A 20,426-nucleotide genomic window follows, 5' to 3' on the forward strand; every position below is an offset into this window, starting at 1 on the left:
GATGACTTAACTGACTTCGGTCAGTGCCTGCAGGCTGAAACATTTCTCATCTGTGCAACAAACTGCCAGAAATTCGATATCGCACCATGCCGTGATGAATTCGGTCCTCAGACCAGATCGGGCACGCGTTCCACCGGCGGAGGTCCTTCGCAATCGGAATTTTGCGCCGGCCCGCGACCCCTGCAGGGCGCGCATCGGCCGCCATGTCTCAAGCCGTTACCCTTTGCGAGTTACTGTGATAACTTGGGCAGTCCGCCGCGCCATCACAATGCTGGCAAAGCAGCCTATGCCCGCCAAAGCCATGACGATGCCCATCGGCGCCGGCGTTCCGTTGGCGAAGAGCCCGACCAGTGCCGAACCGACCATGCCGCTGCCATACTGGATGGCGCCTACCACTGCTGACGCCGCGCCGGCACGTTGCTGTACGCTTGAAAGCGCCCCAGCTACCGCGTTGGCAAGGATTAGCCCGTTCATTGCCGTAAACAGAAACTGTGTAACGATGAGCCCGGCAACGCCGCCAATGCCTGTTGTCGTGACGATGGCCAGTGCAGTGCCGAAAACGGCCGCTCCCAACGCTCCAGCAAAGAGCATCCGATCGCTGCCAAGGCGAATGACGAGGCGCGCATTGACGAAGTTGGCGGCCATCAGCCCCAGTACGCCCGACGAGAATATCAGCCCGTAAAGCTCGGGGCTGAGACCATGATAGGCGATGTAGGCAAAGGCGCCGCCGGCGATGTTGGCGAACACCCCGACATAGAAGAACCCAACTGCGGCCGCATAGCTGACCAGCACTCGGTTGCGCAGGACCGAACCGTAACCTCCGACAGCCTGCCAGAACGTGTCTGGATGTCGCTTCTCGGCCGGCAGTGTTTCCGGCACCGTCAGGATGGCTACCGCGGTGGCAATGCCGATCGCGACCAGCGTCCAGAAGATGGCTTGCCATGATGCTGCGGCGAGGATCTGCGCGCCCATGCTCGGTCCCAGCAGCGGCGCGATCGCCATCACGGTCATCAGGGTGGACAGCACTTTGGCGGCGCGGTCCCGGTCGTAGAGATCGCGTACCATGGCTCGCGCCAGAGCGACGCCGGCGCTGGCGCCGAGGGCCTGCACGACGCGCCAGCCGATAAGCTGCCAGCCATCCGTCGCCAAGGCACAGCCGGCCGAGCCGATGACGAAGACGACGAGGCCGAGTGCCACCGGTCCGCGCCTGCCGAAACGGTCGCTGACCGGCCCCCAGAACAATTGCCCGAAGCCGAAACCCAGCAGGTATCCGGAGATGGCAAACTGCAGCGTGCCCTCGGTGGTGGCGAGCGCCACCTGCATGGTGGGCAGCGCAGGCAAGAACAGGTCGGTCGAGATCGACGCGAAGCCGAGCAGCACCGCAAGGATGAACAGCAGGCGGAAGCCGCCGGGCTCGGAGGTGGTGCCTACGCTCACAGGCCCGATCGCTTCATGAGGTCTTCCGGATAGCGCTCCCCTTCGACGCGGTAACCGGCCGCCCCGATCTCGATCAGGTCGGCTTGGCTGAGCTGTATGTTAAGCGCCCCGATATTCTCCTCGAAGCGCGCGAGCGTGCGGGTGCCGAACAGTGGCACGATCCACGGCTTCTGCGCCAGCAGCCAAGCGAGCGCCACCTGGGCGGGTGTGGCGCCGTGCCGCTCACCGATGCGGCGGATGAGAGCGACTAGCGCCAGGTTGGCCTCGCGGGCCTCCTCGGCGAATCGGGGAATGCGGTTGCGCAAATCGTTGCCGGCGAATTGGGTCGAGGCATCGATCGTGCCGGTAAGGAAGCCCTTGCCCAGCGGGCTGAACGGGACAAGGCCAATCCCCAAATCCTCAAGCGTAAGCAGGATCTCGACTTCGGGCTCGCGGGTCCAGAGCGAATATTCGCTCTGCAGCGCCGCTACGGGATGTACGGCATGTGCGCGGCGAATCGACTTGGCGCCGGCTTCCGAAAGGCCGAAGAAGCGCACCTTGCCCTCGGCGACGAGGTCCTTGACCGTGCCGGCGACGTCTTCCATCGGCACATCGGGATCAACCCGGTGCTGATAGTAGAGGTCGATATGGTCGGTGCGCAGTCGCTTTAGACTTCCTTCGACGGCGCGGCGAATCTGGGCTGGCTTGCTGTTGACGCCGCCGCGATGCTCGCCGGTATCCTGGTCGATGTCCCAGCCGAACTTGGTCGCGAGGGTGACCTTGTCGCGGATGTCTGCAAAGGCCTCGCCGATCATCTCCTCGTTGGTCCAGGGGCCGTAGGTTTCAGCCGTGTCGAAGAAGTCCATGCCGAGGTCGACCGCCTCGCGCAGCAGGTCTATCATTTCCGCCCGGTCCGGGATGTCGCGGGTCTTGCCGTAGCCCATGGCGCCCAGTGAGAGCGCCGAGACCTCGAGGCCCTGCCCGAGTCTGCGTTTTTTCATGCTGTCCTCCTAGATATCGCCGGGGCCGTAGAGCACTGTTCCTTGCATGGTCGAAATTCCTTTCACGCGCCGTATTGCTGGTCGCTGACCTTCTCGAGCCAGTCCACGACTTTGCCGTCCTCCGCCTCCTGCAGCGCGATGTGGGTCATGCCCACCGTCGGGGCCGCGCCGTGCCAGTGCTTTTCGCCCGGCTCGAACCAGACTACATCGCCGGGCCGGATTTCCTCGATCGGCCCACCTAAACGCTGGCAGCGGCCGACCCCGGCGAGGACGATGAGCGTCTGCCCGAGCGGATGGGTATGCCAGGCGGTGCGGGCGGCCGGCTCGAAGGTGACGGTGGCGCCCTGGACTCGTTCGGCGTTCTGCTTGGCGAGCAGCGGGTCAATGCGGACCGGCCCGGTAAACCAGTCGGTGGGGCCTTTGGCGGATGGCCGTGAGCCGGCGCGGACGATGTCCATGGCTATGTCCCTCTCGTGCAGTTTGATGAGGACAAACCTATACGCAGCGCACTCCATCGATTAGATAGTTCAATCTTGATGTAGCTGTGAGCTAAACTCATCAATGCCGAGAGACAACATCCACGAGATGGTCGCCTTCCTCGCCGTCGCCAGAGAGCGCAGCTTCACCAAGGCCGCCGGCAAGCTGGGTGTGACTGCATCCGCGCTGAGCCATTCGATCAAGGGGTTCGAGGAGCGGCTGAAGATTCGGCTGCTGTCGCGCACCACCCGTGACGTATCGCCGACCGAGGCTGGTGAGCGCCTAGTGCGCTCTGTGGGGCCGCTGCTGGAAGCAATGGAGGCGGGGATCGCCGGCCTCAGCGATCTCGCCGAACGCCCGGCGGGGACCATTCGCATCGCCTGCAGCGACTATGTGATCAGTTCGATCTTCCGGCCGGTGCTGGCCACGTTCCTGCGCGAATACCCCGACATCCAGGTGGAAATCGCCGTCGACAATGGCATGACCAACATTGTGGAGCAGCGCTTCGACGCCGGAGTGCGGCTCGGCGAAGCGTTGAGCAAGGACATGATTGCTGTGCGCATCGGGCCCGACTGGCGCTTCAGCGTGGTTGGTTCGCCTGCCTATTTCGAACGCCGGTCGCCGCCAGAGACGCCGCAGGACCTCACCAACCATTCTTGCATCAACATGCGCCTGCCAACTGCAGGCGGCATCTATGCCTGGGAGTTCGAGAAGGACGGGCGCAAGCTCAATGCGCGGGTCGAAGGCCAGCTGACTTTCAACAGCGTGCTGCCGATCATCGAGGCGGTGCTGGACGGCCACGGCCTGGCCTACGTCCCCGAGGACCTGGCTCGGCCCTACATCGCCGACGGACGCATGCGGGAGGTACTCGCGGATTGGTGCCCGCTTTGCCAGGGTTACCACCTCTACTACCCGAACCGGCGGCAGTCCTCGCCAGCCTTCAATCTGTTCGTGGAGGCGCTTCGGCGCAGTGCTTGAGGCGCGCTACTCAGGCGTCGAGCGCACGTTGACACCTGCAACATCTCGACCGAGCTTCAATCGAAATGCCACCAATTCCACGCCGGTTCCGACGCGGGCTCCAACGCTCGGCCCCTCGGTCGTCCTTCATTGTCCTTCCATCGACGGCGCGAATGGTCGCGTCGCCAAGGATGGAGACGACAATGACGACGATGGATCATGGAAGTTACGAAACCGGCCGGAGGAAGCTCGACATCCTCGGCTTTGCCGGCCGCGCTCTGGGCCTAGCCTATCATGCCATGAAGATGCGCAGCGATCGCGCCGCGCTGCATGAAATGCCGGACCATATGCTCAAGGATCTCGGCATCAGCCGCTCGGACATCGACCGTTACACCTCCGTGCGCTACGCCCTTTCCCATGGCGAGAGGTTCGATGCCTGAAGGACCCGCTCCCTCCCGGTATCTTGTGACGCCGCGTCAGCCGGCGGTTCGACCCCGGCTTCGACCAACTGGTCGAGTAGCAGGGCCGCAACGCGCAGGATCTCCCTTTCGGAGGGGGTCAGGACCTTGTTCATGCTTTCCGATAGCCAGGCGTTCTGGCGGTCGGCGTCGCGCGCCAGCAGATCGTGCCCGTCCTTGGTGATTTCGATCAGGAACTGGCGCCGGTCGATCTGGTCCTGCGTGCGCCGGATCAGTCCGCGTTCGTCGAGGTCGGCGATGAGCCTTGTGAGCGACTGAGGCTGCAGGCGTTCCAGGGAAGCGAGATCGGACGCCGTCATCGACCCACCGATCCGCTCCAGCCGCCGCAGCAGGCCGAGCTTGGCCGCGCTGACGCCATGGCTAGACCGCATCAACCGCAATTGTCGTCCCAGCCCAAGAACGCTGCGCCTGACAACATCTGCTGTTTCCAGCATCCCCGTCGGATCGTCGTGCCGGTCCATGCGATGCCTCCCGCTCCTTTTCGCGTTGGCGCGTGCGAGTGCCACCTTGCCACCATCGGCCAGCAGGTGTCGCACCAAGGTCAGCGTCTCCCGCAGGCAGCTGCGCACTTGCGCATGTGGTCCTCAGCACCAGGAGAAAGGCTGCAGCAAAAGTGCGCCATGCGGCCGGGCGGCGAAGGCCAATACCTTACGGGAATTTAATTTAGTACGCAATTGCGTAGTAAAATTCGAGAGCGTACGGTTTCCTGCGGGTGGCGCGGAGCCCATAGGATTGCGAGCAGGAATTCAATGAGGCCGTCTCTGACAGGGTGCTTGCTGCCTCTATGGGCTCGTGCCCGGCCGGATACGGTTCGCGGGACAGAAGTGGCGCTGTGCTTCTTCGCCGCCACACTCGCGAATGTCGCGCCTTCCACGGAGCAAAACCGTCGTGGACGATGACGTCGGCAATCGGCTCCTCTCCCAGAGCGAACAGGCAACGCAGCGCATAAAGCCCCGCCGGCGCGGCTGGATCGTTCTGCTCCTAATACTGGCCGCCGCCGGTGGGCTTGCCGTTTGGCTGCATCCGTTTTCGCGACCGCAGCAGGCAGCCGATGAAGATCGCGGCGGCCGTTCCGGCCGCAACCGGCTCACTCCACAGCCGGTGGCGGTCGCTCCCGTTGCCACAGGCAGCATTCCCATCGTCTTCGACGCGCTTGGCACGGTGACCTCGCTGTCCACCGTAACCGTGCGGCCGCAGGTCAGCGGCCAGATCACCCAGATCGCGCTGAGCGAAGGACAGATGGTCAGGAAAGGCGACTTCCTGGCCCAGATCGACGACCGCAACTTCGTCGCCTCGCTGCATCAGCTCACCGGCCAGCTCAAGCACGACCAGGCGTTGCTCGATGATGCGCGACTGGATCTGAACCGCGACGAAAAGCTGACAACGAACGCCATCACCATCCAGGCCGTCGACCTTCAGCGCGCCACCGTCGAGGCCGATGAGGGCACCGTCGCTTCCGACCAGGCGCAGATCGAGGCCGTCCAGCTCAACATCTCCAATAGCCATATCGTCGCCCCCGCTGACGGCCGCCTCGGCCTGCGCCAGGTCGATACCGGCAACTACGTCACGCCGGGCGACGCCAACGGCATCGTGGTGATCACGCAGATGCAGCCGATCTCGGTGATGTTCTCGCTGCCGGAGGATAGCCTTTCAGCGGTGACCGATGAGATGCGAAACGGCGCGACGCTGCCGGTGACGCTGTTCGACCGCGATGATGTTCAGCAGATCGCCTCGGGCACCTTGCAGACGGTCGACAACCAGATCGACCCGACGACAGGCACGGTGAAGATGCGCGCCATCTTGGCCAACGCAGATGGGGCGCTGTTCCCGAACCAGTTCGTAAATGCCCACCTGCTGGTGCGCACGCTGAGCAATGTCATGGTGGTGCCGAACGCGGCGATCCAGCATGGCGCGCCTGGAACCTTCGTCTATGTGGTCGGCGCCGACGATACGGTTTCCGTCCGGCCGATCGCCACCGGGCCCGGAGATGCCACTGCCACGCAAGTTCTGTCCGGGCTCTCGCTCGGCGACAAGGTGGTCGTCGACGGAGTCGACCGGCTGAAGGACGGCGCAAAGGTCACGGTCCCGGATGCCGCCACCCCGGCGATCGCCCCATCAGCGACGGCGCCGGCTGCGGGCCAGGCACCAGTTGCCGGGCAGGCACCGGCGGCGCCAACCGCTGGCCAGCCGCCGATGCAAGGCGCGCCTCCTGCAGCCACCAATGCCCCAGGCGCCCAGCAGCGCCACCACCGCCACCGGAAAAGCGGCGCGGGCGGCGGCACCGGCACAGGCGGTTCGGGCGGTGCGGGCGGCGACAATGGATGAGGATCGGGATGCTGGCCCGGACGGCAGCCTGAGCCCGTCGCGGCCGTTCATCTTGCGGCCGGTGACGACGACGCTGCTGATGGTCAGCATCCTGCTCGTCGGCATGATCGCCTACCTCTTCCTGCCGATTTCGGCCTTGCCGGAGGTGGATTACCCGACGATCCAGGTGCAGACCCTCTATCCCGGCGCCAGCCCCGACGTGATGACCTCCTCGGTCACCGCGCCGCTGGAGCGCCAGTTCGGGCAGATGCCGGGCCTCGACCAGATGTCGTCGAAAAGCTCGGCCGGTGCCTCGGTGATCACGCTGCGCTTCAGCCTCGATCTCAGCCTCGACATTGCCGAGCAGGAGGTGCAGGCGGCGATCAACGCGGCCGGCAACCTGCTGCCCGCCGACCTGCCGGCGCCGCCGATCTACGCCAAGGTCAATCCGGCCGACGCGCCGATCCTGACCCTGGCGGTGATGTCCGGCACCTTGCCGCTGACGGAGGTCGAGAACTACGCCGAAACCCGCCTGGCGCAAAAAATCTCCCAGGTTCCCGGCGTCGGCCTCGTCAGCCTGAGCGGCGGCGAGCGGCCGGCCGTGCAGGTGCGCGTCAACCTCAAGGCGCTGTCGGCGATGGGTCTCAACATGGATGATTTGCGCACCACGATCGGCAATCTCAACGTCAACACGCCGAAGGGCAGTTTTGACGGGCCGAGCCGCTCCTACACCGTCAATGCCAATGACCAGATCAGCGACCCGAAAGCCTATTCCGACGCCGTCATCGCCTACCGCGACGGCGCCCCGGTGCGGCTCTCCGCGGTGGCCGACATCGTGCAGGGCGCCGAGAATTCCAGGCTGGGCACCTGGATGAACGGCACGCCGGCGATCATCCTCAACGTGCAGCGCCAGCCGGGCGCCAACGTGATCCAGGTCGCCGACTCCATCAAGACGCTGCTACCGCAGCTGCGCGCCGGCCTGCCGCCGTCGGTTCAATTGAGCCTGCTGACCGACCGGACCGATACGATCCGCGCTTCGGTCCACGACGTCGAGTTCGAGCTTGGACTTGCCGTGCTTCTGGTGGTGCTGGCGATCTTCCTGTTCCTGCGCAATTTGCCGGCGACGATCATCCCCAGCCTCTCGGTGCCCCTGTCGCTGATCGGCACCTTCGCGGTCATGTATCTTTGGGGGTTCAGCCTCGACAATCTGTCGCTGATGTCGCTGACCATCGCCTCCGGCTTCGTCGTCGACGACGCTATCGTGATGATCGAGAACATCTCGCGCTTCATCGAAGGCGGCGAGCCCCCGCTCGACGCAGCCTTGCGCGGCTCCTCGCAGATCGGCTTCACCATCATCTCGCTGACGGTTTCGCTGATAGCGGTGCTGATCCCGCTGCTGTTCATGGGCGACGTGGTGGGCAGGCTGTTCCACGAATTCGCAATCACGCTCGCCATCGCCATCGTCATCTCGGCGATCGTTTCCCTGACCCTGGTGCCGATGATGTGCGCGCGCCTGTTGCGGCACCAGCCGGAGCGGCGGCAAGGCTGGGTGGCGCGCAAGAGCCAGGCGGCATTCGACGCCGTCACCTCGGCCTATGCGGCAGCGCTGCGCTGGGTGCTGGACCACCAGACGTCGATGCTGCTCGTCGCAGTGGCGACGCTGGCACTCACCGCCTATCTCTACATCGTCATCCCCAAGGGCTTCTTCCCGGTCCAGGACACCGGCGCCATCGAGGCGGTCACCGAAGCCGTCGGTTCGGTCTCCTATGCCGACATGGCGGCCCACCAGCAGGCGCTGGCGGCGGCGATCCTGAAGGATCCGGACGTGGCGAGCCTGTCGTCCTTCATCGGCGTCGACGGCCAGAACCTGACGCTGAACAGCGGCCGCATGCTGATCAACCTCAAGCCGCGCGACACCCGCACCCTCGACGCCAGCGCCATCATCCGCCGGTTGCGGCAGGAGACTTCAGGCGTCACCGGCATCTCGCTCTACATGCAACCCGTGCAGGATCTCACAGTCGATACGTCGGTCAGCCCGACGCAGTACCAGTTCGTGCTGCAGGACGCGGATCCCGCAGAGCTCGCCGACTGGGCGTCGCGGCTCACCGCCAGCTTCGCCCGCCTGCCCGAGCTGGCCGACGTCGCCAGCGACATGCAGCAGAACGGCCTTGCCGCTGACATCACCATCGACCGCGCCACGGCGGCGCGTTTCGGCATCACGCCGGCGACCGTCGACAATGCGCTCTACGACGCCTTCGGCCAGCGCATCATCTCGACCATCTTCACCCAGTCCAATGAGTACCGGGTCATTCTCGAAGCCGATCCTTCGGTCAAGGAGACGCTGGCCTCGCTGAATTCGATCTACCTGCCGTCGGCCGGTTCCGGACAGGTACCGCTGTCGACGATCGTCAGCGTCACGGTCAAGCAGTCGCCGCTGCTGGTCAGCCATCTGGCGCAGTTCCCCTCTTCCACCATCTCCTTCAACCTGGCGCCCGGCGTCTCGCTCGGCCAGGCGACCGAGGCGATTACCGCGGCCGAGCGCGCGCTAGGCCCGCCGCCCAGCCTGGTCACCGGCTTCCAGGGTGCGGCCCTCGCTTTGCAGAGTTCATTGCGCAACGAGTTGCTGCTGGTGCTGGCGGCGGTCGTGACCGTCTACATCGTGCTTGGCGTCCTCTATGAGAGCTTCATCCATCCGATCACCATCCTGTCGACGCTGCCGTCGGCGACGGTCGGCGCACTCGTCGCCCTGATGATCGCCGGGCACGACCTCGACATTATCGGCATCGTCGGCATCGTGCTCCTCGTCGGCATCGTGAAGAAGAACGCCATCATGATGATCGACTTCGCGCTGCAGGCCGAGCGGCGGGAAGGCCGCAGTCCGCGCGAGGCGATCTACGAGGCGAGCCTGCTGCGGCTGCGCCCCATCCTGATGACCACCATGGCCGCCCTGTTCGGTGCGCTGCCGCTGATGCTGGGCGGCGTCGCCGGCTCCGAACTGCACCGGCCGCTCGGCATCACCATCGTCGGCGGGCTGATCGTCAGCCAGGTGCTGACGCTGTTCACGACGCCCGTCATCTATCTCGCCTTCGACCGGCTAGCGCGGCGGGTCGGTCGGACCGGCGCAACCAGGGATGCCGCGCTGGAGCCCGGCCGGTCGGCATCGTGAATTTCTCCGCACCATTCATCGCCCGACCGGTGGCAACCACCTTGCTGACGCTCGGCCTCGCCGCGGCGGGCCTGCTGGCTTACTTCCATCTGCCGGTCTCGCCGCTGCCGCAGGTCGATTTCCCGACCATCTCGGTGCAGGCCTCGATGGCGGGTGCCAGCCCGGACGCGATGGCTGCCGACGTCGCCTCGCCGCTCGAGCGCCATCTCGGGCAGATCGCCGACGTGACCGAAATGACCTCGCGCAGCAGCACCGGCTCGACCAACATCGTGCTGCAATTCGGTCTCGACCGTGACATCGACGGCGCCGCCCGCGACGTCCAGGCCGCCATCAACGCCGCACGCGCCGACCTGCCGTCAGACCTGCACAGCAATCCGCGCTATCGCAAATACAATCCGGCCGATGCGCCGATCATGATCCTGGCGCTCACCTCGCGGACGCTGACGCCCGGCCAGCTCTACGACACCGCAGCCACGGTGCTGCAGCAGAAGCTCTCGCAGGTCGAAGGCGTCGGCAATGTCGATCTCGGCGGCAGCTCGCTGCCGGCCGTGCGCATCGAGCTCAACCCGGGCGCGCTGTTCAACTACGGCATCGGTCTGGAAGACGTGCGCGCCGCCATAGCTTCGGCCAATGCGCACAGCCCGAAGGGCGACATCGACGACGGCGCGCAGCGCTACCAGCTTTACACCAACGACCAGGCGAGCCACGCCGCCGACTATCGCGACCTGGTGATCGCCTGGCGCAACGGCGCCGCGGTGCGGCTGCGCGATCTCGCCGATGTCGAGGACTCGGTCGAGGATGTCCGCAATCTCGGCCTCGCCAATGGCGCGCCCGCCGTGCTTCTCGTGCTCTACCGCGAACCGAACGCCAACATCATCGACACCGTCGACAAGGTGCGCGCGGTCATTCCGCAGCTCGAGGCGTCCATCCCGGCCGATGCGCATCTCTCGGTAAGCAGCGACAGCAGCACGACGATCCGCGCCTCGCTGTCCGACACCGGCATGACGCTGGCGCTCGCCATCGGGCTCGTCGTGCTCGTCGTCTTCTGCTTCCTGCGCGACTGGCGGGCGGCGCTCATCCCAAGCGTCGCGGTGCCCTTCTCGCTGCTCGGCACCTTCGGCGCCATGTACCTGCTGGGCTATACGCTCGACAATCTGTCGCTGATGGCCTTGACCATCGCCACCGGCTTCGTCGTCGATGACGCCATCGTCGTCCTCGAAAACATCATGCGCCATGTCGAAGACGGCATGCCGCGACGGCAGGCGGCACTTCTCGGCGCCCGCGAGGTCAGCTTCACGGTGCTGTCGATGAGCGTGTCGCTGATCGCCGTCTTCCTGCCGATCCTTCTGATGGGCGGAATCCTTGGCCGGCTGTTCCAGGAATTCGCCGTGACGCTGTCGCTGGCGATCGTCATCTCGCTCGTGCTCTCGCTCACCACCACACCGATGATGTGCGCGCATTTCCTGCGCCTGCCGCAGACGCGCCGATCGCTGCTCGCTCGCCTCGGCGAGGGCGCGTTCGAGCGACTGCGCCGCTTCTACGGACGCTCGCTTGCCTGGGCGCTCGACAATGCCGTGATCGTGCTGGTCATTCTCTTCTGCGCAATCGCCCTCAACGTCTATCTCTACGTCGTGGTGCCCAAGGGCTTCTTCCCGCAGGAAGACACCGGCGAACTGGTCGGAGGTATCCGTGCCGACCAGAGCATTTCCTTCCAGCTGATGCGGCAAAAGCTGACCGAGCTGCAGTCGATCGTCCGGAGCGATCCGGCGGTGGCCAATGTCGTGGGTTTCATCGGCGGCCGGCAGACCAATTCCGGCTTCGTCTACGTCACCTTGAAGCCGCAGGCCGAGCGAGCGCCGTTGCAGGCGGTGGTGACGCGCCTGCGCGCAGCACTGCAGCAGGTGCCGGGCGCCCAGCTGTTTCTGTTCCCGCGGCAGGAGATAAGGGTCGGCGCGCGCCAGAGCCTCGCCACCTACCAGTATTCGCTGCAGGCAGACTCGATCGCCGAGCTCGACGTGTGGGCACCCAGACTGCTCGATGCGCTGAAGCAGGCGCCTGAGCTCGCCGACGTCAATTCCGACCGCGACGCGGCAGGCCTGGAGACCAATTTGTCGATCGACCGCGAAAGTGCCGCCCGGCTCGGCGTCAGCACCTCGGCCATCGACAACACGCTCTACGACGCGTTCGGACAGCGCCAGGTCTCGACGATCTTCAATCCGCTCAACCAGTACGAAGTTGTCATGGAACTGGCGCCACGCTATTTGCAGGATCCGTCGGCGCTGTCGCGCATCTATGTCAGCACCTCGGGCGCTGCCGCCAGCGGCACCCAGCGCACCAACGCGCTGGCCGGCACGGTGACGGCCGCCGCCAGTACGCCGGCTTCCGCCGCATCACTTGCCGCCAGCGCATCCGTCCGCAACCAGGCCATCGCCGCCATCGCCGCCATCGGCCATTCCAGCGCCTCGAGCGGTGCGGCGGTCAGCACGGCGCAGGAGCACATGGTGCCGCTGTCGGCCTTCAGCCACTACGCACCCGCCACCATGCCGCTATCGATCAGCCACCAGGGCCATTTCGTCACCACGACGATTTCGTTCAACCTGGCCGAAGGCGCTTCGCTCGGCGATGCAACGGCGGCGATCGACCGGGCGATGGCGACGCTCAAAATGCCGGAGTCGATCCATGGCGCGCTTGCCGGGACGGCGCTGGCCTTCCGCTCGGCGCTGACCAACGAGCTGCTGCTCGTCGCCGCCGCGTTGGCCACCATCTACATCGTGCTCGGCATGCTCTATGAGAGCTACATCCATCCGATCACGATTCTGTCGACGCTGCCCTCGGCCGGACTTGGCGCGCTGCTTGCGCTTGAACTCACCGGGATGGATTTCAGCGTCATGTCGCTGATCGGCATCATCCTGCTGATCGGCATCGTCAAGAAGAACGCGATCATGATGATCGATGTCGCGCTGCAGACCGAGCGCAAGGAGGGTGCCGCACCGCGCGAAGCCATCTACAGAGCGTGTCTGACGCGTTTCCGGCCGATCATGATGACGACCTTCGCCGCCCTCCTCGGCGCGCTGCCGCTGGCGCTCGAAACGGGTACCGGGGCGGAGATAAGGCAACCGCTCGGCACGGCAATAGTCGGTGGCCTGATCGTCGCCCAGATGCTGACGCTCTACACGACGCCGGTCGTCTATCTCTGCCTCGATCGCCTGCGTCTGTCGGCGGCACGCCGGGCAGCACCCACTGTGCAAACAGCTGGGATTCGCGCCGACGCGGACTTGATGGTGCCGGATATTCCTTGACGATTGCGCTCATCTGCCCCGTGAGGCGGTGAACTGTATCCATCGCCTCACGGATATGACCCCTTGCCGCTGCGCAAGAACCTGTTCGTCAAAGCATGAATACTCCCCGCAGCCAGGCGAAGAAACCGAACTTCCCGGACACTGCCGCGCGGACGCGCGTCGCCGCCCATCGAGCCGGCATCGTCGCGCCGACATGGCAATGGCAGACGATTTCGTGCAACTGCCAATCGGTCAGTTCGAAGAAGCGCTTGGCTTCACCGTAAGTATCCTCCTTCAGGCCTTGCGCGCGAAAGATCGGATCCTCGAATGCCACGGTGATGGGTGAGCCCGCGGAACGCATTCTGTCGCGGACCTCCGCGCTTATGTATTCGGTGCCGGCAAGCGCCCCGAGGCACCGGTCGGGATTTTGCTCCAGAAGTTGCGCCCAGCGCTCGAGGCGTTGGCCTCGAGTGGCAATTAGAAGCGTTGCTTCGGCGTGAACGTCGGCAACGCTTTGCAGTTCGTCAAGTGTTTGGTGTTTCACGGCCGCCTCCTACCAGCAGGTGATTCACCCCAACCCCAGAGTGGAATTATGGCACTCCGCGAGGTCGGCAAGACCCGGCATGCGCGGTGCAAAAATATCCTCGGATCAGGCCATGGAACCGTGCAGCCGACGCCTTCGAAACATGGCGATCAAGGGACAGATTTACCCAAACCGCGCTGGCGTCCACGCCCCGCCGCCGGCGTTCGATTCAACGGTCGCCGCGACGAACTTCACGCCACGCGCACCATCGACGACATCGGGCACCTGCGCCGCCCGCGCCGCATCGACGGCGGCACCCGAACGGTGGGCGCGGACGATGTCGGCGGCATCGCGGTAGAAGTTGGCGAAGGCCTCGATGTAGCCTTCCGGGTGGGCGGCCGGCATGCGCGACACACGGCGGCTTTCCTCGGTCGAGCCATGCCCGCCGCGCACCAGCGTGCGCGCCTCTTCGCCATAGCGCGAGAAGCGCAGTTCTTCCGGCCGCGTGCCCGACCATTCGAGCCCGGCCTTGTCGCCATAGATGCGCACGGAAAGGTCGTTGTAATGGCCGGGCGAAGTCTGGCTGGCCAGGATCGTGCCGCGCGCGCCGCCTGTCCAGCGCACCAGCACATGCGCATTGTCGTCGAGCCGCCGACCCGGCACGGCGGTGAACAGATCGGCCGAAACCGCCTCGGCCTCGCAGCCCGAAATGAAGCTAGCCAGGTTGAAGGCGTGCACACCAATATCGGCGAGCACCGCGGACTGCCCGGCGCGCGCCGGATCGGTGCGCCACTCGGCCTGTTTCTGGCCCTGCGCGTCGATCGGCTGCGTCAGCCAGTCCTGGATATAGGCACCGTGCACGGACACGATGCGGCCAAGCTCGCCCGCCGCCACCATCTCGCGCGCCTGCCGGACCATCGCGTAGCCGGTGTTGTTGAGGGTGACGACGAACCGGCGGTTTTTCGCCCGCGCCAGCGCCACAAGCGCTTCGGCGTCGGCCAGCGTCGTCGACAACGGCTTGTCGCAGATGACGTCGATGCCGGCCTCGAGGAAAGCGGTGGCAATCGGCGCATGCAGATGGTTGGGCGTGACGATGACCACGGGCTCGATGCCGTCGGGCCGTGCCGCTTCCGCCTTGGCCATGGCATGATAATCGGCATAGCTCCGCTCCGGCGGGATGCCGATCTCTGCCGCGGACGCTGCTGCATTCCCGGGATCCGAGGACAGCGCGCCGGCAACCAGCGCGATCTGGTCGTCGAGGCGCATGGCGAGGCGATGCACCGCGCCGATGAAGGCATTGCGGCCGCCGCCCACCATCCCGACCCTAAGGCGTTGGCGCGTCGATCCGTCCGATGTTGCATAGACCATGACTTTTCAAACTCCTTCCGGATTTTCGATAGCGTGCATAGCCTGAAATGCCGCTAGCATTTTCGAACACGATTTCCAATTTCCATTTTGTAAAACGATCGTACCGCGCTAGCGTGAAGCCATGAGCGGAGCGCAAAAATCATCGGAACGGTCCAGCATCCACGAGGCCGCGACCAGGAAACGGGGACGCTCGCTAGCGGCGCTTGGCTACACCAAGCCGCAAACCTACGAGGAACTGCGCGCCGTGCTGTCCTCCGGCACCGTGCATTTCCCGAAGCGGCTGCGCCAGGTTGCGATCTTCCTGTGGCAGCATCCGAGCGATGTGGCGTTGGGCACCATCGCGCAGGTCGCCGAGCAGGCCGGCGTGCAGCCTTCGACCCTTGTCCGCTTCGCGCAGATCTTCGGCTATGCCGGCTTTTCCGATTTCCAGGGATTGTTCAAGGACCATATGAAAGGCTCCTGGCCGGAGCGTGCGGGCGCCGAACGTACGGCCGAGCCCAACGCCAATCTGCATTTTCTAAACGGCATGGTCGGCGCGTCGCAGGCCTCGCTCGGCCGCATCGACAATAGCTTCGACATGGAGAGCTTCGACAAGATGGTCGCGCTGCTCGCCGCCGCCGACCTGATCTATGTCATCGGCAGCAAGCGCGCCTTTCCTGTCACCACCTATCTCTCGCTGACGCTTTCGCAACAGGGCGTGCGCAATGTGCTGGTTGACAATGTCGGTTCCACCGCGCTCGATCAGGTCGGTTGCATCGGCAAGCGCGATGCGGTGCTGGCGGTGAGTTTCAGCCCTTACAATTCGATCACGCCTGATCTGGTCGCCGTCGCGCATGAGCGCAAGGCGCGCATCGTCACCATCACCGACAGCACCTTCTCGCCGCTGGTCAACTTGTCCGACATTTGGCTGGAAGTCGTCGAATCCGACTTCGCCGGCTTCCGTTCGCTGGCTGCTTCGTTGGCCGTCGGCATGGCTTTGGTCCACGGCGTCGTCGCACGCCGGACAGCATGACCGGAACGATTGACTGAAAGGAATTGTCGTTCCATATTTAAAAAAATAGAAACCTTGTTCCGGGAGGATGAATGGACGTTCGGCTCGACGGCAAGGTGGTGCTGGTCACCGGCGCCACGCAAGGCATCGGCCTGGCGATATCAGAAACGCTGGCGCGCTCCGGCGCCGAAGGCCTGCTGATCACCGGCCGTGAGCCTACGCGCGGCAAGGCCGCGGCGGCATCGCTCCGCGAAATGGGCACGCCGACGGAATTCGTCGCCGCCGATCTCGCGGACCCCGAGGCGCCGGCCCAACTGGTCGCGGCATGCCTTTCCCGTTTCAAGCGCATCGACGGGCTGGTCAACGCCGCCGGCCTCACCGATCGCGCCTCTTTCCACGATGCCGGCCTCGACGACTGGGAAGCGTTGTTTGCCGTCAACGCCCGCGCGCCTTTCTTCCTCATGCAGGCGGCCATCGCCGATATGGTCAAGCGCGGCCAGGGCGGCGCAATCGTCAACATCCTGTCGATCAACGCGCATTGCGGCTCGCCCGAGCTTGCCGTCTATTCCGCCACCAAGGGAGCGCTGGCGACGCTGACCAGGAATGCGGCCAACGCCCACCGCTTCGACCGCATCCGCGTCAACGGCATCAATGTCGGCTGGACCGACACGCCCGCCGAACGCATCATGCAGGCAGAGACACTCGGCCAGGGTCCGGGCTGGCTCGACGCCGCCAATGCCGCGCAGCCATTCGGCCGGCTGCTGACGCCGAACGATATCGCCAACCTTGCCGTCTTCCTGCTTTCCGATGCGGCCGGGCCGATGACCGGCGCGGTGATCGACCAGGAACAGTCGGTGATCGGGGCGAATCGGTGAGCGCCACCGCCGCGCCCGAAATGCTTGGCCCGGAGCTGCTTAGCCGGCTTCCAACTTCCGTCCAGCGGCCATCCTATGACCGTGCGGCCCTCATACCGGGCATGGCCCATATCGGCATAGGCGCCTTCCATCGCTGCCACCAGGCTGAATACACCGACGATCTTTTGTCCCGTCATTTCGACCGCTGGGGCGTGGTCGGCATCAACATCCGCCCGCCTCACCTGTCGGAAACGTTGGGCCGGCAGGGCGGCCTCTACACACGCCTGATCCGGCAGGACAATCATGTCGAGGCGCGCATCATCGGCAGCATCATCCGCGTTGTCGACAGCCAGGATAGCGCCGCGCCGGCGTTGGAGGTGCTGGCTTCGGCCGACATCGAGATGGTCACCATGACGGTGACCGAGAAAGGCTATTGCCATATCCCGTCGACCGGCGTGCTCGACCTCGATCACCCTGACATCGTCCATGACCTCGCCAACTCGCATGTACCGCGCAGCGTGCCCGGCATTCTGGCGCGGGCGCTGGAACTGCGTAGGACCTCGCATGGGCGGCCGGTGACGCTGCTCTCCTGCGACAACATCCCGGCCAACGGCGTCATCCTCGGGAATGTCGTGCGGGCGATGGCCGAGCGGAGTGGCAATGGGCTTTCGGACTGGATCGCCGCCAATGTCGCCTTTCCTTCGGCCATGGTCGACCGCATCGCACCAGCAACCACGCCGGCCGACATCGACACCGTCGAGCAGCGCTTCGGCTATCGCGACGCCGCCGTGGTCGTCGGCGAACCGTTCCGGCAATGGGTGATCGAGCAAAAATTCGCCGGTCGCGTGCAGCGCTGGGATCTTGTCGGCGCCAGCTTCGTCGACGACGTCACGCCGTTCGAGCATCTCAAGATGCGGGTGCTGAACGGTGCGCAGACGACGCTTGCCCATCTTGGCGTGCTCTGCGGCTTTGAGCACACGTCGGATGCCATCGCCGATCCGCTGCTCGCCACGTTCGTCCGCCGCATGCTGACCGAAGAGACGCTGCCAACGCTCAAGGCGGTGCCTGGCATTTCTGCGCCTGCCTATATCGAGCAAAGCCTGGCGCGCCTCACCAACACCGCGATCCGCCATCGCAACCACCAGATCGCCACCGACGGCTCGCAGAAGATCGTGCAGCGTCTGCTCAACCCGATCCGCGACCGGTTGCGGCAGGGTAGGAGCATCGCCCTGCTGTCGGTGCCCGTCGCCGGCTGGATGGCCTATCTGATCAAGGCCGCCCCGCGCTTCGGCAAGTGCTGGCAGGTGTCCGACCCCTTTGCCGGAAGGATCTCGGCCCTCGCCGACCGCATCGGCGCCGACACCAAGGGGCTCGCCGACGCCATTCTTGCGATAGACGCGATCTTCGATCCGTCACTGGCCACCAACACTATGTTCCGCACAAATGTCATCGCCGGGCTCGATGGTCTGCTGTCAGAGAATCCGCTGGCCTTTGTCAGACATGCCTGCACTGAGCCAATAGATGCGCGGTTGAAGCGACCAACACGATCTGCATAGTACGATAGGTCGTGAAGTTCACGACCAGGGGAGGCATCATGAAACTTGGACTGCTCACAGCACCATTTCCGGATACTCCACTCGCCGAGGTCGCCGACTGGGCAAGCTCGGCCGGCTTCGAGGCGCTGGAGATTGCCTGCTGGCCGAAGTCCTCGGGCGACAGCCGCCGCTATGCCGGCACCAGCCATATCGACGCCACCGCGACCTCGGCCTCGCAAGCCAAGGAGATCGCCGCCGCGCTCACCGAGAAAAACCTGTCTATGTCGGCGCTCGGCTACTATCCCAACCCGTTGCACCCCGATGCGGCGCACCGCGAGGGTGTGATCGATCATCTGAAGAAGGTGATCGTGCTGGCCGGGCGGATGGGCGTTTCGCTGGTCAACACCTTCTGCGGCGGCGATGCCTCGAAGCCCGTCGACGTCAATTGGGAAGAAGCGCTCAAGGTCTGGCCCGCCATCATCGCCCATGCGCGCGACCACGGCGTCAGGCTCGCCTTCGAGAACTGCCCGATGATCTTCAGCTATGACGAATGGCCGGGCGGCCACAACATCGCCTATTCGCCGCAAATCTGGCGCCGCATACTCGAAGCCTTCGGCGGCGATATCGGCATGAATTTCGACCCGTCGCACCTGGTCTGGCAGATGATCGACCAGGCCCGCTTCATCCGCGAATTCGGCGCCTACATGCTGCATGTTCATGCCAAGGATCTGATGATCGATCATGATGGACTCTATGAGGGCGGAACCCTCTCGGCCGGCATAGGCTGGCAGGTGCCGCGCATGCCGGGGCTCGGCGATGTCGACTGGAACGTGATCTTTTCCGGCCTCTACCGCGCCGGCTACGACGGACACGTCATCATCGAGCACGAGGACCGGCGGTTCGAGGGGAGCGACGACAAGGTCAAGCGGGGCTTCCTGCTCGCCCGCGACGTGCTGCGCCCCTTCGTGAAGTGACGGACAAACGGCTTTAAGACTGAAACCAAAAGATCAATGTGGAGGAGTACTGAAATGAAAAAATACCTGACCATGGTCCCGCTACTTGCCGGCGTGGCCTTCCTGGCCTCGGTGGGCGCCTCGTCCGCCGAGGGCAAATACACGATCGGCATCTCCAACACCGTGCAGGGCAATGGCTGGCGCGAGGAGATGATCTGCGCGATGAAGGCGCAGGCGCTCGCCTCCGGCGAGGTGACGAAGCTCAACATCGCCCACCGCAACACCGACGCCGCCGGTCAGCTGGAGGACATCCGCAACCTGATCAGCGCCAAGGTCAACGCCATCGTCGTCAACCCGGCCGACCCGGCCGGCATCAAGGCTGGCCTGGAGGAGGCCACCAAGGCCGGCATCGTCGTCGTCGCCGTCGACCAGGCGGTCACCGAACCGTCCGCCTACATCATCTCCAACAACCAGGAACAATACGCCTATCTCGGCGCGAAATGGCTGTTCCAGCAGATGGGCGGCAAGGGCGAGGTGGTCTATATGCGCGGTGCCGCCGGCGCTTCCGCCGACAGCGACCGCGACAAGGGCTTCAAGAAGGCGCTTGCCGAATTCCCCGATGTAAAGGTCGCGCAGGAGGTGTTCACCGGCTGGCAGCAGGACCAGGGCAAGCAGCAGATCCTCTCCTTCCTTGCCACTGGCGCACCCTTCAACGGCATCTGGACCTCAGGCATCGACAACGTCATCGTCGACGCACTGGTCGAATCGCAGGCACCGCTGGTGCCGGTGGTCGGCGCCGACAATGCCGGCTTCGTTGGCCAGCTCAGCTCGGTCAAGGGCCTCGTTGGTGCTGCGGTCACCAACCCCGGCTCGATCGGCGGCGCCGGCGTCACACTTGCCTTGCAGATCCTAAACGGCAAGAAGCCGGCGCAGCAGACCGTGCTGGTCGAGCCGCAGCTGTGGGAGAATGCCACCGAGGAAGGCAAGGCCAAGCTCAAGGCCGCCGCCGACTCGTCGCTCAGCCCGGAATGGCCGGTCTCGATCTCGATCCCGGACTGGACGACCTACACGAAAGAGCAGATCGTCGCCTGCAAGGGTCCGGGCGAGTAGGCGCTGATGCGAAT

At 64.8% G+C, this 20,426-nt stretch carries 16 protein-coding genes; 10 read left to right on the forward strand and 6 right to left on the reverse strand.

Annotation, left to right across the window (positions count from 1 at the left end; genetic code table 11):
- Positions 1 to 216: 216 nt before the first annotated feature.
- The 3 genes from AC04SI_RS09325 to AC04SI_RS09335 form a co-directional block, all read right to left on the reverse strand.
- On the reverse strand, positions 217 to 1,437 hold the full coding sequence (locus AC04SI_RS09325; RefSeq protein ID WP_404281401.1) for a multidrug effflux MFS transporter: 1,221 nt from the start codon (positions 1,435 to 1,437) through the stop codon (positions 217 to 219).
- Positions 1,434 to 2,417, reverse strand: a complete 984-nt coding sequence (locus tag AC04SI_RS09330) for an aldo/keto reductase (protein WP_404281400.1) — start codon at positions 2,415 to 2,417, stop codon at positions 1,434 to 1,436. Before AC04SI_RS09330 ends, AC04SI_RS09325 begins: the two co-directional genes overlap by 4 nt.
- Positions 2,418 to 2,479: 62 nt before the next feature.
- Positions 2,480 to 2,875, reverse strand: a complete 396-nt coding sequence (locus AC04SI_RS09335; protein ID WP_404281399.1) for a (R)-mandelonitrile lyase — start codon at positions 2,873 to 2,875, stop codon at positions 2,480 to 2,482.
- Between the two features lie 103 nt (positions 2,876 to 2,978).
- Here AC04SI_RS09335 and AC04SI_RS09340 point away from each other — a divergent pair, with 103 nt between their 5' ends.
- On the forward strand, positions 2,979 to 3,872 hold the full coding sequence (locus AC04SI_RS09340) for a LysR family transcriptional regulator (RefSeq protein WP_404281398.1): 894 nt from the start codon (positions 2,979 to 2,981) through the stop codon (positions 3,870 to 3,872).
- Positions 3,873 to 4,054: 182 nt separating this feature from the next.
- Positions 4,055 to 4,291: a DUF1127 domain-containing protein gene (locus AC04SI_RS09345; protein ID WP_404281397.1), complete on the forward strand. Its 237-nt coding sequence runs from the start codon at positions 4,055 to 4,057 to the stop codon at positions 4,289 to 4,291.
- Here the strand turns inward: AC04SI_RS09345 and AC04SI_RS09350 are convergent.
- Complete coding sequence (locus AC04SI_RS09350) at positions 4,255 to 4,791, reverse strand: MarR family winged helix-turn-helix transcriptional regulator (protein WP_404281396.1); 537 nt, start codon at positions 4,789 to 4,791, stop codon at positions 4,255 to 4,257. The genes AC04SI_RS09345 and AC04SI_RS09350 overlap by 37 nt on opposite strands.
- A gap of 427 nt (positions 4,792 to 5,218) precedes the next feature.
- Here AC04SI_RS09350 and AC04SI_RS09355 point away from each other — a divergent pair, with 427 nt between their 5' ends.
- From AC04SI_RS09355 to AC04SI_RS09365, 3 genes are read left to right on the forward strand one after another with little or no spacing between them, the layout of a single operon-like run.
- A complete protein-coding gene (locus tag AC04SI_RS09355) occupies positions 5,219 to 6,655 on the forward strand; it encodes an efflux RND transporter periplasmic adaptor subunit (protein WP_404281395.1) in 1,437 nt (478 codons plus the stop codon).
- 28 nt (positions 6,656 to 6,683) lie between these two features.
- Complete coding sequence (locus AC04SI_RS09360) at positions 6,684 to 9,800, forward strand: multidrug efflux RND transporter permease subunit (RefSeq protein ID WP_488474188.1); 3,117 nt, start codon at positions 6,684 to 6,686, stop codon at positions 9,798 to 9,800.
- Entirely contained in the window at positions 9,797 to 13,099 is a 3,303-nt protein-coding gene (locus AC04SI_RS09365; RefSeq protein WP_488474149.1) for an efflux RND transporter permease subunit, read from the forward strand. Before AC04SI_RS09360 ends, AC04SI_RS09365 begins: the two co-directional genes overlap by 4 nt.
- Positions 13,100 to 13,187: 88 nt before the next feature.
- On the opposite strand, the gene AC04SI_RS09370 is transcribed toward AC04SI_RS09365, so the two are convergent.
- Together AC04SI_RS09370 and AC04SI_RS09375 are read right to left on the reverse strand one after the other, a co-directional pair.
- Entirely contained in the window at positions 13,188 to 13,622 is a 435-nt protein-coding gene (locus AC04SI_RS09370; RefSeq protein ID WP_404281393.1) for a hypothetical protein, read from the reverse strand.
- A gap of 162 nt (positions 13,623 to 13,784) precedes the next feature.
- Positions 13,785 to 14,969: a Gfo/Idh/MocA family protein gene (locus tag AC04SI_RS09375; protein ID WP_404281392.1), complete on the reverse strand. Its 1,185-nt coding sequence runs from the start codon at positions 14,967 to 14,969 to the stop codon at positions 13,785 to 13,787.
- Positions 14,970 to 15,090: 121 nt separating this feature from the next.
- Here AC04SI_RS09375 and AC04SI_RS09380 point away from each other — a divergent pair, with 121 nt between their 5' ends.
- The 5 genes from AC04SI_RS09380 to AC04SI_RS09400 all read left to right on the forward strand — a co-directional run bounded on the left by AC04SI_RS09380 (position 15,091) and on the right by AC04SI_RS09400 (position 20,412).
- A complete protein-coding gene (locus tag AC04SI_RS09380) occupies positions 15,091 to 15,981 on the forward strand; it encodes a MurR/RpiR family transcriptional regulator (protein WP_404281391.1) in 891 nt (296 codons plus the stop codon).
- A gap of 71 nt (positions 15,982 to 16,052) precedes the next feature.
- Entirely contained in the window at positions 16,053 to 16,835 is a 783-nt protein-coding gene (locus tag AC04SI_RS09385; RefSeq protein WP_404281390.1) for an SDR family oxidoreductase, read from the forward strand.
- Positions 16,832 to 18,370, forward strand: coding sequence for a mannitol dehydrogenase family protein (locus tag AC04SI_RS09390; protein WP_404281389.1), 1,539 nt, complete (start codon positions 16,832 to 16,834; stop codon positions 18,368 to 18,370). The genes AC04SI_RS09385 and AC04SI_RS09390 overlap by 4 nt, the downstream gene beginning before the upstream one ends.
- 38 nt (positions 18,371 to 18,408) lie before the next feature.
- On the forward strand, positions 18,409 to 19,323 hold the full coding sequence (locus AC04SI_RS09395) for a sugar phosphate isomerase/epimerase family protein (protein ID WP_404281388.1): 915 nt from the start codon (positions 18,409 to 18,411) through the stop codon (positions 19,321 to 19,323).
- A 54-nt stretch (positions 19,324 to 19,377) separates the two neighbouring features.
- Positions 19,378 to 20,412 carry an ABC transporter substrate-binding protein gene (locus tag AC04SI_RS09400; RefSeq protein ID WP_404281387.1) on the forward strand — a complete coding sequence of 345 codons (1,035 nt, stop codon included), beginning with the start codon at positions 19,378 to 19,380 and terminating at the stop codon, positions 20,410 to 20,412.
- Positions 20,413 to 20,426: the final 14 nt, after the last annotated feature.

It is taken from the genome of Mesorhizobium sp. CNPSo 4689 (assembly GCF_057784325.1).

What these genes read in the sequence shown, in the direction of transcription:
- AC04SI_RS09400 (WP_404281387.1), top strand. Translation starts at nt 19,378, where the DNA reads ATGAAAAAATACCTGACCATGGTCCCGCTACTTGCCGGCGTGGCCTTC.
- AC04SI_RS09385 (WP_404281390.1), top strand. Translation starts at nt 16,053, where the DNA reads ATGGACGTTCGGCTCGACGGCAAGGTGGTGCTGGTCACCGGCGCCACG.
- AC04SI_RS09380 (WP_404281391.1), top strand. Translation starts at nt 15,091, where the DNA reads ATGAGCGGAGCGCAAAAATCATCGGAACGGTCCAGCATCCACGAGGCC.
- AC04SI_RS09330 (WP_404281400.1), bottom strand. Translation starts at nt 2,417, where the DNA reads ATGAAAAAACGCAGACTCGGGCAGGGCCTCGAGGTCTCGGCGCTCTCA.
- AC04SI_RS09340 (WP_404281398.1), top strand. Translation starts at nt 2,979, where the DNA reads ATGCCGAGAGACAACATCCACGAGATGGTCGCCTTCCTCGCCGTCGCC.
- AC04SI_RS09335 (WP_404281399.1), bottom strand. Translation starts at nt 2,875, where the DNA reads ATGGACATCGTCCGCGCCGGCTCACGGCCATCCGCCAAAGGCCCCACC.
- AC04SI_RS09395 (WP_404281388.1), top strand. Translation starts at nt 18,409, where the DNA reads ATGAAACTTGGACTGCTCACAGCACCATTTCCGGATACTCCACTCGCC.
- AC04SI_RS09350 (WP_404281396.1), bottom strand. Translation starts at nt 4,791, where the DNA reads ATGGACCGGCACGACGATCCGACGGGGATGCTGGAAACAGCAGATGTT.
- AC04SI_RS09345 (WP_404281397.1), top strand. Translation starts at nt 4,055, where the DNA reads ATGACGACGATGGATCATGGAAGTTACGAAACCGGCCGGAGGAAGCTC.
- AC04SI_RS09375 (WP_404281392.1), bottom strand. Translation starts at nt 14,969, where the DNA reads ATGGTCTATGCAACATCGGACGGATCGACGCGCCAACGCCTTAGGGTC.